We start from the raw sequence: 15,854 nt of genomic DNA, 5'->3' as shown, positions 1-15,854 counted from the left end.
GTTTGTGCTGTAAAAGGGCTTGTGTGGAAAAAGTTTTGCATAAAATGCGTATGCTAAGAATCCATAGAGATGGCAGGGCGGAGACATTGCAAGATGATGTTGTTGAAGAGCAACGCATAGCCTTTTATCTTAATGGCACAAAGCTTTTATCGGTGATGAGTTTGCCTTATCACCAAGACGCTCATTTGGTAGGATTCTTACTTAATGAAGGTGTGTTAGAATCTGTTGATGATATTCTCTCGCTTGAGATTGCCAAAGATGGCTTAAGTGTGTATATGCAAGCTAAAATTAAAGAATCTAAACTCGCTCATCTCCATAAAGAAAAAACCTTAACAACAGGTTGCTGTGTGGGGGTGAGTGCGAATTTTGATGGTGAGATTACGCAGAAATTTATCGCTTCAACAATGCGAGTGAGTGCGGATAGAATCTTTGAGTTGATTGATGAGTTTAATACCCCAAGTGAGCTTTTTTCGCAGACAGGCTGTGTGCATAAGGCTATGCTTGTGTGTGAAAAAACGCTTATATGCGAAGATGTGGGGCGACATAATGCCATTGATAAAGTCATTGGTATGGCAAGACTAAGTCATTTGAGTTTGCAAGATTCTATTTTAATAGTGAGCGGGAGGCTCTCAATGGAGATGGTGATAAAAGCGGCGATGAGTGATATTCCTATGGTGATTTCTCGTGCGGCTACAACACATCTTGGCATTAAGTCTGCTCAACTTTTAGGAGTGAGCCTTGTAGGCTTTGCTCGTGGTGATACGCTAAATCTTTACACACATACTTCACGCATTGTATGTTAGAATCCCCTGCGTTTTTACCTATTTTGTAAATAGTTGTATATGCAACTATTTACAAAATTTGGCTAAAATCCCACTCCAAATTTTTATAATCATCACTTAGGAGTTATTGTATGATGAGAAAAAGTATTGTATGCATAGCATTTGTATTCGCTTCGCAGATGTTTGCGGAGATTCAAAACGATAATTTTGAATCTGAAAAAGTATATCGGTTTGAAGAGATTGAATCTACAAAAGATAATCTACAAATTCAAGGGAGTAGTCAAACCCCAACAAATAAGGGCGAGACAGATAAGGCTTCAGGGCGGCTTTTTACTTTGGCTGAATTATTAGAGGGGGCAAAGAAAAATTACAATCTTGAGGCTAAAGAATTGGCAATTTTACAAGCCCAAGCGGTAAATCGTGCGGCTTATGGGGAGTTTTTACCCACACTTGATGGGGCATATCAATACCAAGATACGGACAATCCAAGTATGCGTCTAAAAGCTCATACAAGCAGTGCCAAGGCGAATTGGGAGATTTTCAGCGGATTTAAGACTTATAATAAAGTGCGTGAGAAAGGCTCATTGTATCGTGCAAGTATTGAAGATAAGGAGCATACAAAAGATCAATTATTTTTAAATATCATTGAGCAGTATTATGGGTATTTTACCAACCGCGCACAGCTTTTAAGCCTTGAGCAGAAACGCACACAACTTGAATCTAATATTAAACGCGTGGAGCGTTTGTATAATGCAGGGCTTACGACTATTGATGATGTAGAATCTTTGCGTGCAGAAGTCCTTGCCACAGAACACGAACTTGCTAATATTAAAATGGAGATTGAAAAGAATAAATTTATGCTTTCACTTTTATCAAATACTGAAGTAGAGGCACTAGAGCGTAAGACTATCAAAACGCCACTTTTTAAACTTGATGAGAATAGACACGATTTGAATATGCTTAACTTCCAAGCTCAAAGTGCTAAATATCAAGCAAGACAGATTAATTATTTGCCCATTGTAAGTGTGAGTGATACCTATGTGATTAATAGTGATATTACTAAAAATGGCTCTCTTGCATTCAAGGACTTGCCACTGGGTATGAGTGCAAATGATATGCTTCCTATGATTCAGCGTTCATTCCCACTCAATCAAAATCAAATTATGATAAGTGCGACAATCCACCTTGATGCTCTAACAATTTATCGTCAAAATGAAGCGGCAAGGCTTGGCTATATGAAATCACTTAAAGAGCTTGCCTATAAAAAAGAAGAGCAAAAAAAAGATGAAAGAATGTATCGTAAAAGCCTAGAGATTGCCGTAGCAAAAATTAAGGCAAGTGAGGCGGCATTGCGTTCGGCAAATATTGCTTTTGACAATGTGGCTAAAAAATATGATGCACAGATTCTAAACTTCACAGATTATTTGCAGTCTTTGACAAAAAAGGTAGAGGCAGAGGCGACTTATAATCAGGCGTTAAATAACTATGAAATGCAAAAAGCATATTATATTTATTACAGCGGACAGGATTTGGCTCAACACATTGAATAAATTTGAGTAGTAAGCGACAAATAAAGGAGTAAAGATGAGAAAGATTCTATTGGTGGGATTAATGTTATTATCGCATATGTATGCGGGTGAAGATGTATATGCGATTTTTAATGCTGAAGCGATAAAAGATGCGAATTTGAATCTCGCAACGAGCGGGATTGTATCAAATATTTTAGTTGATGTGGGGAGTGAAGTAAAAAAAGGAGATTTACTTCTCACACTTTTTAATCAAGATATAGAATCTCAAGCGCGTTCAACGGAGCAGCAATATATTTTTGCTAAAAGACAATATGAACGATACCAAAGAAGTGGTGGAGCTGTGGATAGAAACACACTTGATAGGTATAAATCAGAATATAAAAAGCTTGAGGCGGACTATTCTTATCAAATGGCAATGTTGAGTAAAACGCAGCTTAAAGCTCCTTTTGATGGTGTAATCGCTTCTAAAGAGATTGAGCTAGGCGATGGTGTGAGTGCTAATAGCACAAAGCTTTTTAGGCTGATAACCAAAGATGTAAAGCTTGTGCTTGAATTTGATTTTAAATATATCAGTAAGGTTAAGGTGGGTGATAGATTTGACTTCCGCATTGATGGGAGAAAAGAGGATTTGCATACAACTATTAGCAAAATTTATCCAACTGCTAGCACAAGCACACGCAAAGTCAAAGCTGAAGCCATAGTCCAAGGTGTGATTCCCGGGACATTTGGTGATGGCTATATAAGGACAAAATAATGTATAAGTTTGCCATTACTCGTCCCATTACAACTTTAATGTTTGCTTTTGCGATTTTGTTTTTTGGGTTTTTGGGTGTAAAAAAAATGCCAACTTCACTTTTTCCGGATATTGATTTTCCTGTGGCTGTGGTGATTACAAGCTATCCGGGAGCAAGTGCAGAGATTGTAGAGACAAAGGTAACCGATAAGATTGAAGAAGCGGTTATGGGGATTGATGGGATTAAAAAAGTAACTTCAAGCTCTGCAAGAAATGTAAGTATGGTTATCGTGCAGTTTGAGCTAGAAAAGCCCCTTGATAGTGCGGTCAATGATGTGCGAGATAAGGTGGGGTCTTTGCAGCTAGATTCTGGAGTAAAGACACCAAGTATCAATAAATTTGATAGCTCTTCTATGCCGATAGTTTCAATTTTTCTTACAAGTGATAAGGTGGGTTCAGCCGAGCTTATGCGACACGCTAAGGATAATATTAAGCCGTTATTGCAAAAAATCTCTGGCGTTGGTGGCGTGGAGATGAGAGGGCATAGAGAGCGACAGATTAGAATCTTTGTAAGCCCTAGTATGCTAAATAAATATGGGCTAACTTACACAGACATTTCAAATAAAATAGGGTTAGAGAATCTTGAGATAGACGGCGGTAGGCTTATTGGCACATTGCAAGAGTGGGCAATCACCACAGATGCACAAAGCACGGATTTAAGCGATGTGGGGAATATCCGCGTGGCTGAAGGCATTAGATTGGGGGATATTGCAACTATTGAAGATGGGATTGAAGAAGATAAGACTTTTGCGTCTTTAAACAAAACACCCGGTGTGATTTTTGAGGTGCAAAAAATTTCTGGGGCAAATGATATTGCCATTGCTGATGCGGTGATGAAAGTCCTGCCACAGATTGAAGCTATTAGCCCTGATTATGAAGTAATGGCATTTAAAGATACGACACAAAATGTTCGTTCAGCCATTGCTTCTGTTGAATTTGATGTGCTTTTAGGGGTATTTTTGGCGGTATTTGTTGTATTTATGTTCCTAAGAAGCGTGAGTATTACGCTTGTATCGGCTATCAGCATTCCTATTTCTATTTTTGGGACTTTTGCTTTGATGAATTTCTTTGGATTTTCACTCAATATGCTGACACTTCTTGCGGTGGCTCTTGCTATTGGGATTATTATTGATGATGCTATTGTTGTGATTGAGAATATCCATAAAAAGCTAGAATCTGGTATGCGTAAGCGTGAGGCAGCCTATGAGGGTGTGCGTGAGATTGGCTTTGCACTCATTGCCATTTCGGCTATGTTGCTTTCGGTATTTATCCCTGTGGGAAGTATGAGTGGGATTGTGGGGAGATTTTTTCAAAGCTTTGGGATAACCGTAGCAGCGGCTATTGGAATCTCATATATTGTTGTTATTACCATTATCCCTATGGTTTCTTCAATCGTGGTAAATCCCAAGCATTCAAGATTCTATTATTGCACAGAGCCATTTTTTAAAGCACTTGATGGCTATTATGTCAAAACCCTTGCTTTTGTGTTGCGAAATAAGATTAAGGTGATTGTGGGCGTTATTGGCGTGTTTTTCTTATCTATTATGCTACTAGCTAAGATTGGTATGGAGTTTATTATCCCTGATGATAAGAGTGAATTTCAAGTCTTTTTGGAGACAAAGCCCGGCATTAGTATGAGTGCAATGAAAGAAAAAACGGGAATCTTGCAAGATATTGTTATGGCAAATGAGAATGTGGAATTTACTTCATTGCAGATTGGCTATACAAATGAAAAAAATATCTTTAAGGCTCAAATTTATGCGCGTTTAAAGCCTATTAAAGAGCGGAAACTTTCTCAGTTTGAGATTATGGCGGAAGTGGGTGAAAAGCTTAAAAGTAGCGAGCTGGCTAATGAATTTGTCATTTCACTATCAGAAGTCTCCGATATGGGTGGAGGGGATAACTCCCCTTATCAAGTAGCAATCTTAGCCCCAACTGATGAGAGTTTGCATAAATCAAAAGACAATCTTATTGCATTACTCAAAAACGATCCATTGTTGGCAGGAAAGGTAGATAATATCCATATCAATGCTGCGGATAACTTGCCTGAATATCGTTTGCGGGTGCTAAAGCAGAATGCTAGTCGCTATGGTGTGAGTGCAAAAGAGATTGGTAATGTCGTGCGAGGGGCATTCTCTGGGGAAGCGGCGATTGGGTATTATAAAGAGCGTGGGAAAGAGTATGATATTACTATACGCGTGCCTAATACGGATAGAATCTCCATCAATGATATTAAGAAACTGCAAGTGAAAAATGGCAATGGGGAGTTGATGTTTGTAGAAGGGCTTGTGGAGATAGAATCTACAACCGCTCCATCAGTTATTACGCGTCTTGATAGGCAAAGATCGCTAACTGTGTATGCCTACCCTGTAAAAGATTCTGGAATTTCTCTGGGTGATATGATGAAAATTACCGCTCAAAAGCAGGGTGAGTGGCTTGAATCTGGAGCGACTTTTAGACTTCAAGGTGAAGCAGAAAATGCACAGGAGATGATGATAGCTTTTCTTGTAGCGGTTTTAACGGCTATTGTGCTTATTTATCTTATCCTTGCGGCGTTGTATGAGAGCTTTTTGCAGCCTATTGTTATTATGATGACCTTGCCTTTTAGCTTTTCTGGTGCATTTATCGCGCTCTTTGTTGTGGGGCAGCCTTTCAGTATGTTCTCGCTTATGGGGCTTATGATACTTATGGGGCTTGTTGGGAAAAATGCGACTTTGCTCATTGATGTGGCAAATGAGAAAAGAAAAGAGGGGTATAGCACTGATGAAGCACTTATCCTTGCTGGAGAATCTCGGCTACGACCCATTTTGATGACAACGATTGCTATGGTGTTTGGTATGATACCTTTGGCTATTTCTGTTGGCTCGGGTGCTGGTATGAAGTCGCCTATGGGGATTTGTATTATTGGAGGGCTACTTTTCTCTATGTTTTTGAGTTTGCTTATCGTTCCTGCGTTGTATCGATTGCTTGTGCCGCTTGATGATTGGTTGCAGAGATTCTATAAGCCTAAGGCGGAAGATAAGTTTTAACAAAAGGGTGCGATACAATATACAAAAACAAGCTATAATTGCGATATAAGCGTAGATTCTAGGGTAGGGATATGAAGCGAATAGCGTGTTTATATGTATGTATGGTTGTAATGCTTGGAGCACAAGAGATAGATGATGCTCTCGCACAGGAGTGCGTAAAAAGGCATTACCCGCAGGTGGTAAGGATTGCCGATAATGAAGTGGTGCTTGAATCTGGGGCAAGATTTGTATGGAATGATGGCAGGGAGAAGGACTATGATGAGAAGATTCTCTCCCCTGATATGAACGATGCTTTTACCTATCCCTACCCACTCCAAGGCAATGTGCTAGATCGCAATAAAGATACTTCTAGGGTAAGGCATTTGGGATTCTACAAAGAGATTTATGGGCATTCAGCAGATGAGGTGAAGGCTCATCTTGTGAAGTTGCCGTGGTTTCCACATCGTTTTGAAAAAGGTTTTGTTGTTGTTACAACGCTTAATGGCACAAGTGAGGCTTTTGCTCGTGTAATGCAAAGGCTTGAGAATATACCACAGGCGTATTATCAGTTTTTGAGTGATCAAGATGCTTTTTATTGGCGTAATATCGCAGATTCTCCAAATCTTTCCCCACACAGCTTTGGGATTGCTCTAGATATTAATACGCAGTTTTCAAAATATTGGCTGTGGGATAGAAAAGAACGCAACGAGTATCAATATGAAAATCAGATTCCCCTAGAGATTGTTCAGGCATTTGAGGCAGAAGGCTTTGTGTGGGGTGGGCGATGGTGGCACTATGATACGATGCACTTTGAGTATCGCCCAGAAATTATTTGCTATGCGAGAAATTTTAAGTCAGTGCGGTAGAAACTGCGGTGCAAAAACCTTTTATGTGCAGGTTTAGGGGATTATTTATTTTATAGTCAAATAATGTTTTGAAGACTTAACTCAAAAAAAACCAATCATTTTTTAAATTACTAAAGTTTCAACTTTATGAGAGAAAAAGGAAGGGTGGGTTGCAACAAATAATCACATTTAACGATATGTTTGAGTGTTGGATAAATTTTTGCCAAAAGATTTCAATGAAGATTTGGGTAAAATCCACAGATTCTAAGCTAGGCTAGAATCTGCTTGTTATTTGGTGGCTATTCAATATTTGTATAAACGGCTTGGACATCATCATCTTCTTCAATTTTATCAAGGAGCTTTTCAATCTCTTGGAGTTGTGTTTCATCAAGTGTGATTGGGGAGGTTGGGATTCTCTGTAGGGTGGCTTTTGAGATTGGAATCTGCAGCGTTTCAAAGCCTTCATTCAATCGTCCAAAGTCCGTATAATCTCCATAAGCGATGTAATACTCTCCCTCTTCATCGCTTAGCTTTTCTAGCTCTTCTAGTCCATAATCAATAAGGGCGAGTTCTAGCTCTTCTATATCGTGGCTATTTTGTGTGCGGAACTCAAAGACGCTTTTGCGTGAAAACATAAAATCAATAGAGCCATTGGTAAGAATACTTGCATTTGGCGTTTTGTTAAAGTAGCTTTTGATATTGGCGATGGTGCGGGTTGGGTTATCTGTGGTGCATTCTATGAATATAAGCACACCATAGGCTGCCTTGCCCTCATAGGTGATTTCACTAAAGATTCCATCTTTGCCACTGGCTCGTTTGATTGCCGCGTCAATGTTGTCTTTTGGCATATTTTGTGCCTTGGCGTTGGCAATGGCGGTGCGAAGCTTGGCATTCATCGCTGGGTCAGATCCGCCCTCTTTGGCAGCAACGGTAATGGCTTTAGCAAGTTTAGGGAAAATTTTACTCATCTTATCCCATCGTTTTTCTTTGGCGGCTCGGCGATATTCAAATGCTCGTCCCATAATATATCCTTTGGATTTAGAATCTAAAAGGTGGCATTATAGCTAAAGCTTGGCGGATTATTCAATATTTAGGGAAATTTAAAGGCTTTTACATTGGGTCAAACTGATAATGCTCTAAAAGCTTAAGGATAGCTTGTTTATCTGGTGTGGGCTTTGCCTGAAAGATTCCAAGGCTATTAGCAGAATCTATACATTCTAAAAAATCAAGCAAGATATGATAATGAGGGCGGTTAAAAAAATCGTGGATAATAATGATACTTTGCGGACAATATAAAATCGCATTCAAAGCACACGCCACGCGAAACCGCCCATCAATAAAGATTGTATCAATCTGTGAGCGAAGTGTAGAATCTAGACTGACAAAGATACTTTGGGAATAGAGTGGAAAGCTGTGTCTTTGGCTCTCATCTTTTGGGAAGCCCCACTTTTGCACTTCGCCGATATTAATGGGATAGAATCTCAAGCGATTGTGGGCAAGGGCGTTTTGGATAAGGCTATTTTGGGATAGCTCATTGATAAAAGTAGGGTTAGATTCCACGCTAAAGATTTGTGCTTGTGTAAGATAGCAGAGTAAAAATGTGCTACCGCCACAGCCAAATTCTATATAGGCTTTGGATTTGAGTGCGTATTGTGTGAAAAGGGTAATTTCTGCGGGTAGGGCATACATTGGCATAAAAGTATCGGGCATAAAAGTTTGAGATGTGGCTGGGGAAGTAGAAACTGCTAGGCATTGATTAGGGCTAGAATCTAGCAAGGTAAGCCTTTAAGATTCTAAAGAAGTTTAGCTATCTCTTTAGTGTGATAGCTAATGATGATGTCCGCTCCTGCGCGTTTAAAGCCTGTGAGTGTTTCAAATAAAACGCGTTCATAGTCAATGAGATTGGCTTTTTGTGCGTGTTTTAGCATAGCGTATTCCCCACTGACATTATATACCGCTAAGGGTAGCAAAGTGCGGTCGCGAATATCACGCACGATGTCTAAATAGGCTAGGGCTGGTTTTACCATTAAAATATCCGCTCCTTCAGCTTCATCTGTTAGACTTTCAAGGATAGCTTCCCTGCGATTAGCACTATCTTGCTGATAAGAGTTTCTATCGCCAAAGCTTGGAGCGGAGTTTGCCACATCGCGGAATGGTCCATAATAGCCACTTGCAAATTTAGTAGAGTAGCTCATAATGGGGATATGAGAGAATCCGCCTTTATCTAAATAGGTGCGTATTGTGCTTACCATTCCGTCCATCATTGCACTTGGGGCTATCATATCCCCACCGCAACTTGCAAGGACTAAGGCTTGTTGCCCTAGAATTTCAAGTGTGGCGTCATTATCTACGCTATTAAGATTCTTATCTAAGATTCCGCAATGTCCGTGGTCTGTGTATTCGCAAAAGCATAAATCAAGCGTGATAATCATCTGTGGAAAATGCTTTTTTATGGCTTTTATGGCTTGCGGGATAATGCTTTTATCACTCAAAGCCTCGCTTCCACAAGAATCTTTGTGGCTTGGCAAACCAAAAAGGAGAATATGGTATATGCCAAGATTCAGCAATTCCTCGCATTCTTTAAGGATATTATCAACGCTTAGTTGAAACACATCGGGCATAGAGGGGATTTCATTTTTGACATTTTGTCCTTCAATCACAAAAAGCGGATAGATAAAATCCTGCTTGTGTAGTCTAGTTTCTCTTACAAGCTCTCGCATAGGGGCTTTTAGGCGTGTGCGTTTTAGTCGTCTAAACATTGTTAATCTCCTTTTTTGGGTTTAATGGGGCAGTAGTTTTCCACCACACAATGATGAATGATGAAAACATTACAACCATCTTCGTATTTGTAGCTAAAGTCAAAGCCCTGATTGTCAAGGGTATTTTTGATGATATACATTCCTAAGCCAAAGCCTTGCGATTGTGGGGACTTTTCATTTTTGAAATAGGGCTTGAAGTAGTCTTCTAGCGGATATTGCAAGGCTTCACCCTTAGAGCTAGTGTAGAGCTTGTCATTTTTGGTATAGACACGCACTTTGCCATCTGTGCTGTATTTTATGGCATTATCAAGGAGATTTTTTAACGCAATAGCAAAAAGGTCAAAATCCGCTTTGATAAGGGCATTTTCACTCTCAAGCGTAATGGGGCTAGAATCGTGGATAAGGAGCATTTCTTCAGTGTGATGAATAAGATCGTATAACAAAAACTCTTGCTTGTTAATATGGTAGCTTTTGGAGTTGATTTTCTCAATCTTTGCAAACTCGTTGATTAGGTCATTAAGACGCATAAAGGCGGAGCAAAGCTGCTGTTTTTGACTGTCATTTTCCACCATTTCAGCCACAATTCGCCCTTTTGTGATGGGCGTTTTTAGCTCGTGCATAATAGAGCGTAAAAGTAAGGAGCGAGATTCATTTAGGCTTTTAATTTTATTTGACGCTTTGTGAAACTCACAATATAGCTCACCAATCTCATCTTTTGTATTTTGCTTATATTGTGGAGTAAAAGCACCATCGGCAAATTGCTTAATCTGCCCTTTTAGAATCTTAAGGGGCATTAGGCTTTTTAGGACGATGAAAAACACAAAAGTTAAAAGGATAATACCAATAAGCGTGATAATGTAAAAATCCTCATAAGATTTGCGGGAGTTGTCTTTATAGAGTGTAGTTTCATTGTGCGTTTCAAGCAGGATATAAATGCCATTTTGAGTGTTGATTGCCTTTGCAAATACGCCTTCAAAGTCTGTGGGTAGCTTATTAATCTCTTGCAAAACGCGTTTAATCTCTTCTTCTTCTACCGGCACAAATTGCATTGTTTGAAGGTATTGCTTGATGATTTGGAGATTGCCACCGTGTTGCATTATCTCATTGATTGTTGTGGTGAATTGCGAGTATCGCAGCTCGGATAGGATATTCTCATTTTCTATATGCTCTTGGATAAAATAATAGGAGATAGCAAAAAAACTCAGTAACGCACAAAGAAATAAAATGATGATTTTAAAAAAGATAGAGTGCCGAAAGGAAAGCATAGAATGCCCTATGCTTCAAGTTTATAGCCAACACCACGCACGGAGATAATGTATTGGGGTTGCTTCGGGTTTTCCTCTATTTTGGAGCGGAGGCGTCCTATGATGACATCAATGCTTTTATTTGAGCTTTCAGGGTTAATAGATTCAGATTCAATAGCGATGGCTTCGCGTGAAAACACGTGCCCTTTTTTGCTGATAAGTAGAGTGAGAATCTCATATTCCGCACGGGTAAGCTCTAGCTTTTTATCTTTAAAAAATACTTGGCGGCTGTATTTGTCAATCTTAAATACACTATCTTTTTCCTTATCTTGCTCTTTGATACTCTTTTTGTTGTAGCGTCTAAGGAGCGATTGGATTCTAGCCACTAGCTCCTTTGGGTCATAGGGCTTTGAGATGTAGTCATCTGCACCGCTTTTAAGGGCTTCAACCTTATCATCAACATCGCTTCGTGCGGAGGATACGATAATAGGAATGCTATTTTGCTTTGCTACTCGCTTGCACACTTCTAAGCCATCAAGATTAGGCAAAGTCAAATCAAGGAGCAAAACATCAAAATGTTTTGCATTAACCGCACTCATTCCGGTGTATGGCTCATCATAATTAGTAACATTCATATCATATTGTTTCAAAAAGCCTGTGATAATTTCTGCTAATTCTACATCATCTTCAATCATTAAAACTTCTAGCATTGTGTAACCTTTAATTGTGGTAAAAAAGTTAGGGATTGTATAACAAAACACTTTTTAGATAGCTTAAGTATTGTTTTGGGATTGTCAAAAGAGAGAAAGAAACCGCTCAAGTGGGGGCTTGAGCAGCTCAATAAAGGTTTAGTTGTCATCGGTGTGAGCATCTAGGGAAACAAGGAGGAAGTTGGAGGGGGATAACCTCCTTTGAGATGATGCTCACAATGGTTAATCCATCACCTCGCCCTATCTCATTCAGGCTAAAGGCTGGGAGAATTTTAAAGGGCATTGTTAAACAATAATTTAATGATGATTAACAATCTTGTAAAAACAATATACAAATTAAAATATAATTATTTTTTTAGGAGTTCTAAACGCTCTTGGATTACATTAAGCTGATGTTCAAGGAAGTGGGTTGTGATACGCAGAGCAGATTCTATATTTTGATTATGCTCTGCTTTGAGTCCTTCAAAAAGCACCAAAAGTCGCTCCTGTAAGCCTTCTAAAAACTCGCATTCTTCTTTTAAGGATTCAGCACTTTTATGCGTGGAGTGGGGCATTTCAGTAGTGGAGTTTTCAGCAATGGGCGTAGGGGAGCTATCAAAGGTATGAAAAGTTTCTGCTAATTCTATGGGTTTAGCTTGTGAATCTTGCGTGAGAGATGGATGTGAGAGTTCATTAATCGTTTCAAGTATTAAATCTTTGAGTTCCATTGGAAAAGCCACCTTTGAAATTGGATTGTTTCATCTTGGGATTGTGGGTTGATGAGCTGCTCTTTACGCATTTCATTGACTTGTGGGAAGTTATTTTGTGTAAGCATAAGATATTTTATGGCTTGTTGTGCGTCTTTGTTATTCGGCTCTTGCAATAAAATCTCGCGGTAGATTTTTAACGCATCTTCTTTCAGCCCGTGCATTTCGTAGATTCTAGCAAGTGTGATTGATTTGATACTCAAAGTCTTTGCTCCTACTTCAAAAGATAAAACGCCACATTGTATAATGATTTTGCTAATTTAAATATTAAGGTAGTTTGTGTCGCAGAAACTTCCGGCGTGAATGTTGCTAAAGGCATTTTTTAGCGATTTGAAAAAGTTTGGATTTTCACTCTCCATATTTTTCAAAAACTGCTTTGTAGCTTCTCTAGCATAAGGCTTTTTATCAGAATCTAGCCAGTTAATCGGGCAATTGCAATCAGGTGCAATATAGATACCATTACTTGCGATAAAATCAATAATCTGCCGCTCACGCACAAAAATCAAAGGGCGTATCACTTCTAGCCCATTCTCCGCACGATAAATAGGCGGCATAGACCGCATAGCTCCATTGTAAGTGAGATTCATAAAAAAACTCTCCGCCGCATCATCTAAATGATGTGCTAAAGCGAGTTTGTTATAACCATACTCTAAGGCTTTGCTGTATAACGCCCCACGCCTCATACGAGAGCAAAAGCTACAATAAATCGTCCCCTCCCTTTTATTCTGCTCTAAAATCTCATAAATATCCGTGCGGTATAGCTCATAGGGAATGCCTAGCTTTTCACAATATTCAAAAATATACTCATACTCCCCACCCCTGCCATAATCCACGGTTAAGGCTTTAAACTCAAACTTAAAGGGTGCGTGTCTTTGCATATAGGCAAGGATTGTAGCTAAAAGGATAGAATCTTTCCCACCGCTTAAGCCTAAAAGCACCTTATCGCCTTCTTTAATCAAGCCATATTGTGCATTTGTTTTGCCTACAACGCTTAGGATTTTTTTGCTGATTTTTGGTGCTTCTTTCATCTTAGAGCTTTTTTTGCAATCCCCACTAGAATCCGCACTGAAATCTGCAGACTCTACAAAATCCCCTTGAGATTCTGCTCTAAAACTAGAATCTACACTCCATTTTTGGATTTTAGCATTAGTGATATGCGTAGCGTTATACATTTTATTCCTTTATATTCGGCGGAGTTTTCAACCTATGCTCTTTGTGAATATCCCCCCACTTTTCCACAAACTCATCATAAGACATTGTGTGTGTTTCAAATCTCTTTTCTTTATCTCTCCAATATCGCAAAAATACCTTATGCGAATCCTTAGGGAAAGTTATTTCTATATAATCTTTGCTGCCATCTTCTGCTTTTATATAGATAGGCTCATCATCGGTTTGAGACTTTTTCTTTGTGAAATAATCTCTATTTTGATAGATAAGAAAGCAAAGGTATGCTCCCATCACTGAAGCGATAATGATTTTTTTATAAAATTCCATTTATGGTCGCTCCACATTAAGAGTTTTTAAAATCTGTGCTTCATTTGTAAGTATAGCATCATATTTGATAATAGCTAGATTCTCATTTTGATTAATGTAAAACTCAATCACGCCTTGAATCTGTTCTAGCTTAGGCAGTGCTTGAGTGATAGAATCTTTTAATGGGAGATAGAGATTTTGATGATTTGCAGGATTTGTAAGAAATATTGCCAAAATAACAGCCCATACCACACATACCGCAGCAATGATAAGCGAAAGATGAAACAATCCTATCTCTTCATACAGCCACCCACCGCACATTCCGCCAAGGGCTGAACCAACATAGCCAAGTGTGGTAAAAATGCCAAGGGCTGCACCTTTTTGATGAGCCTTAGGATAGCGACTAGCAAGGGATTGCATAATAGGCTCGTGAATGGCAAAGCCGATAAAAAAGACTAAAACCCCCGCAGCAAAAAGCAAAAGGTTTTCTTGTGGTGTGGCAAATGCCATAAGGAAGTAAGATAACACAAAGGCAAAGATTCCAAAAAGCATAACGGCTTTAAACTGCCCCTTTTTTTGTGCAAAGATTGATGAAGGACCCATCGCAAAAACGCCTACAAGTGCCGCAGGAGCATAGACTTTCCATAAATCCCCTTCTGTTAAATTAAAATGATGTGTCAAAGCAAGGCTTATACATACAAAGGCAAAAATCATCAAAAACTTCTGCAAAAACGCACTAAGATTCATAATCAGCAGATTCTTATCTTTTAAAAGATTGCTTGTGCTTGTGTCGTTGAAGTGATATTTTACACTTGGCGTGTCGGGGACTTTCCAATATAAAATAAGCAAGGACAGCACACAAAAGGCACTTGTGATGAGAAATAGGGCATTCAGCCCAAAGGTGCTTGCCACAATGGGGCTTAGAAGCATAGCTAAAACAAAGCTTATGAAGATTCCAGCTCCCATAATCGCCATTGCTTTATTGCGTTCTTCTTCTTTGACTAAATCGGCAATTTGCGCACTCACCACACCGCCAACAGCCCCAGCTCCCTGCAAGAATCGTCCAATAATAAGCATAGTGATATTTTCCGCAAACGCACAAACCAAAGAGCCAAGTAAAAAGATAAAAAGTCCAACACCTACGATATGTTTGCGGTTGTATTTATCACTCCAGATTCCAAAGGGCGTTTGAAAAATGATTTGCGTTAGGGCATAGCCACCAGCGGCAAGTCCAGCCAAAAACGTCGTGGTGTGAAACTCATCAGTATAAAGTCCAATGATAGGCAAAACAATAAAAAGTCCAAAAAATCGCAGACTAGAAATTAAAGCAAGAGGAAAAACAGCTTTCATTTGATTCCTTATGATGTCCTAAAATGTGTCGCTAGAGATGAGAATCTAGCGTGATGAAGCAATGCTAATAGATTCTATAATATCCCCTTGCTTAATGCTATCAAGCACTTTAAAAGATTCTAAATCCTCCGTTTCAATCCCGCCAAAAACGGTGTGTTCTCCATCAAGGTGAGGTTGCTGGGCAAAGCAGATAAAAAACTGACTACCGCCTGTATCTCGTCCGGCGTGTGCCATTGATAGCACGCCTTTTTTATGTTTGTGTGGATTGTTATCTAGCTCACATTTGATTCTATATCCCGGTCCGCCTGTGCCATTGCCAATGGGGCAACCGCCCTGTGCGACAAAGCCTTGTATCACACGATGAAAGCTTAAGCCATTGTAGAATCCACTTTTAGCTAATGAGGCAAAATTTGTAACACTCTGTGGTGCATCGGCATTAAAGAGCTTTAAGGTCATTGTGCCTTTGCCCTCTCCATTTGGTGATTTTACCGCTATGAAAGCATATTGTAGCTTTTCTAGCTCATCTTGATTTATATCAAATACTTTGAGTTCCTCTCTAAACATTGTTTGCTCCTTGTATTGCTTAAGATTTATAGAATGAAAGCCGATATTGGC

General features: G+C 39.3%; 16 protein-coding genes. 5 read left to right on the top strand and 11 right to left on the bottom strand.

All coding sequences use genetic code 11. The annotated features are described in order from the left end of the window. The first annotated feature begins 23 nt into the window (after positions 1-23). The 5 genes from fdhD to LS74_RS01855 all read left to right on the top strand — a co-directional run bounded on the left by fdhD (position 24) and on the right by LS74_RS01855 (position 6,978). Positions 24-803: a formate dehydrogenase accessory sulfurtransferase FdhD gene (fdhD, locus tag LS74_RS01875; RefSeq protein WP_034586586.1), complete on the top strand. Its 780-nt coding sequence runs from the start codon at positions 24-26 to the stop codon at positions 801-803. A 110-nt stretch (positions 804-913) separates the two neighbouring features. After that, positions 914-2,332: a TolC family protein gene (locus tag LS74_RS01870; RefSeq protein ID WP_034586583.1), complete on the top strand. Its 1,419-nt coding sequence runs from the start codon at positions 914-916 to the stop codon at positions 2,330-2,332. Positions 2,333-2,366: 34 nt separating this feature from the next. Continuing rightward, a complete protein-coding gene (locus LS74_RS01865; protein ID WP_034586580.1) occupies positions 2,367-3,065 on the top strand; it encodes an efflux RND transporter periplasmic adaptor subunit in 699 nt (232 codons plus the stop codon). Further along, positions 3,065-6,133, top strand: coding sequence for an efflux RND transporter permease subunit (locus tag LS74_RS01860; RefSeq protein ID WP_138128724.1), 3,069 nt, complete (start codon positions 3,065-3,067; stop codon positions 6,131-6,133). The genes LS74_RS01865 and LS74_RS01860 overlap by 1 nt, the downstream gene beginning before the upstream one ends. 71 nt (positions 6,134-6,204) lie before the next feature. Continuing rightward, positions 6,205-6,978, top strand: a complete 774-nt coding sequence (locus LS74_RS01855; protein ID WP_236096761.1) for a M15 family metallopeptidase — start codon at positions 6,205-6,207, stop codon at positions 6,976-6,978. 278 nt (positions 6,979-7,256) lie between these two features. On the opposite strand, the gene LS74_RS01850 is transcribed toward LS74_RS01855, so the two are convergent. The 11 genes from LS74_RS01850 to LS74_RS01800 form a co-directional block, all read right to left on the bottom strand. Continuing rightward, a complete protein-coding gene (locus tag LS74_RS01850) occupies positions 7,257-7,979 on the bottom strand; it encodes a YebC/PmpR family DNA-binding transcriptional regulator (RefSeq protein WP_034589426.1) in 723 nt (240 codons plus the stop codon). Positions 7,980-8,067: 88 nt separating this feature from the next. After that, positions 8,068-8,733 (bottom strand): hypothetical protein, encoded by a 666-nt coding sequence (locus LS74_RS01845; RefSeq protein ID WP_034589425.1) that lies wholly within the window; start codon positions 8,731-8,733, stop codon positions 8,068-8,070. 17 nt (positions 8,734-8,750) lie between these two features. Beyond that, positions 8,751-9,716: a porphobilinogen synthase gene (gene hemB / locus LS74_RS01840; protein WP_138128721.1), complete on the bottom strand. Its 966-nt coding sequence runs from the start codon at positions 9,714-9,716 to the stop codon at positions 8,751-8,753. A gap of 2 nt (positions 9,717-9,718) precedes the next feature. Further along, positions 9,719-10,981, bottom strand: a complete 1,263-nt coding sequence (locus tag LS74_RS01835; RefSeq protein ID WP_034588554.1) for an ArsS family sensor histidine kinase — start codon at positions 10,979-10,981, stop codon at positions 9,719-9,721. Between the two features lie 8 nt (positions 10,982-10,989). After that, entirely contained in the window at positions 10,990-11,670 is a 681-nt protein-coding gene (gene arsR, locus LS74_RS01830; protein WP_034548291.1) for an acid response regulator transcription factor ArsR, read from the bottom strand. Between the two features lie 347 nt (positions 11,671-12,017). Further along, positions 12,018-12,377, bottom strand: a complete 360-nt coding sequence (locus tag LS74_RS01825) for a CiaD-like domain-containing protein (RefSeq protein ID WP_034588557.1) — start codon at positions 12,375-12,377, stop codon at positions 12,018-12,020. After that, positions 12,359-12,619: a hypothetical protein gene (locus LS74_RS01820; protein ID WP_034588560.1), complete on the bottom strand. Its 261-nt coding sequence runs from the start codon at positions 12,617-12,619 to the stop codon at positions 12,359-12,361. Before LS74_RS01820 ends, LS74_RS01825 begins: the two co-directional genes overlap by 19 nt. Positions 12,620-12,676: 57 nt before the next feature. After that, the gene (locus tag LS74_RS01815) at positions 12,677-13,444 is read right to left on the bottom strand and encodes a tRNA 2-thiocytidine biosynthesis TtcA family protein (protein ID WP_034588566.1); all 768 of its coding nucleotides are present in this window, start codon (positions 13,442-13,444) and stop codon (positions 12,677-12,679) included. A 145-nt stretch (positions 13,445-13,589) separates the two neighbouring features. Beyond that, positions 13,590-13,910 carry a hypothetical protein gene (locus LS74_RS01810; protein ID WP_034588562.1) on the bottom strand — a complete coding sequence of 107 codons (321 nt, stop codon included), beginning with the start codon at positions 13,908-13,910 and terminating at the stop codon, positions 13,590-13,592. Next, a complete protein-coding gene (locus LS74_RS01805) occupies positions 13,911-15,239 on the bottom strand; it encodes an MFS transporter (RefSeq protein ID WP_138128719.1) in 1,329 nt (442 codons plus the stop codon). A gap of 45 nt (positions 15,240-15,284) precedes the next feature. Beyond that, entirely contained in the window at positions 15,285-15,803 is a 519-nt protein-coding gene (locus LS74_RS01800; RefSeq protein WP_034589464.1) for a peptidylprolyl isomerase, read from the bottom strand. Positions 15,804-15,854 lie beyond the last annotated feature (51 nt).

The organism is Helicobacter magdeburgensis (assembly GCF_000765825.2).
Lineage (GTDB): Bacteria > Campylobacterota > Campylobacteria > Campylobacterales > Helicobacteraceae > Helicobacter_C > Helicobacter_C magdeburgensis.
The sequence above is the reverse complement of the archived record's forward strand: the minus strand, read 5'-3'. Positions and strand labels throughout refer to the sequence as shown.

What these genes read in the sequence shown, in the direction of transcription:
- LS74_RS01870 (WP_034586583.1), top strand. Translation starts at nt 914, where the DNA reads ATGATGAGAAAAAGTATTGTATGCATAGCATTTGTATTCGCTTCGCAG.
- LS74_RS01865 (WP_034586580.1), top strand. Translation starts at nt 2,367, where the DNA reads ATGAGAAAGATTCTATTGGTGGGATTAATGTTATTATCGCATATGTAT.
- LS74_RS01860 (WP_138128724.1), top strand. Translation starts at nt 3,065, where the DNA reads ATGTATAAGTTTGCCATTACTCGTCCCATTACAACTTTAATGTTTGCT.
- LS74_RS01855 (WP_236096761.1), top strand. Translation starts at nt 6,205, where the DNA reads ATGAAGCGAATAGCGTGTTTATATGTATGTATGGTTGTAATGCTTGGA.
- LS74_RS01850 (WP_034589426.1), bottom strand. Translation starts at nt 7,979, where the DNA reads ATGGGACGAGCATTTGAATATCGCCGAGCCGCCAAAGAAAAACGATGG.
- hemB (WP_138128721.1), bottom strand. Translation starts at nt 9,716, where the DNA reads ATGTTTAGACGACTAAAACGCACACGCCTAAAAGCCCCTATGCGAGAG.
- LS74_RS01835 (WP_034588554.1), bottom strand. Translation starts at nt 10,981, where the DNA reads ATGCTTTCCTTTCGGCACTCTATCTTTTTTAAAATCATCATTTTATTT.
- arsR (WP_034548291.1), bottom strand. Translation starts at nt 11,670, where the DNA reads ATGCTAGAAGTTTTAATGATTGAAGATGATGTAGAATTAGCAGAAATT.
- LS74_RS01825 (WP_034588557.1), bottom strand. Translation starts at nt 12,377, where the DNA reads ATGGAACTCAAAGATTTAATACTTGAAACGATTAATGAACTCTCACAT.
- LS74_RS01815 (WP_034588566.1), bottom strand. Translation starts at nt 13,444, where the DNA reads ATGAAAGAAGCACCAAAAATCAGCAAAAAAATCCTAAGCGTTGTAGGC.
- LS74_RS01810 (WP_034588562.1), bottom strand. Translation starts at nt 13,910, where the DNA reads ATGGAATTTTATAAAAAAATCATTATCGCTTCAGTGATGGGAGCATAC.
- LS74_RS01805 (WP_138128719.1), bottom strand. Translation starts at nt 15,239, where the DNA reads ATGAAAGCTGTTTTTCCTCTTGCTTTAATTTCTAGTCTGCGATTTTTT.
- LS74_RS01800 (WP_034589464.1), bottom strand. Translation starts at nt 15,803, where the DNA reads ATGTTTAGAGAGGAACTCAAAGTATTTGATATAAATCAAGATGAGCTA.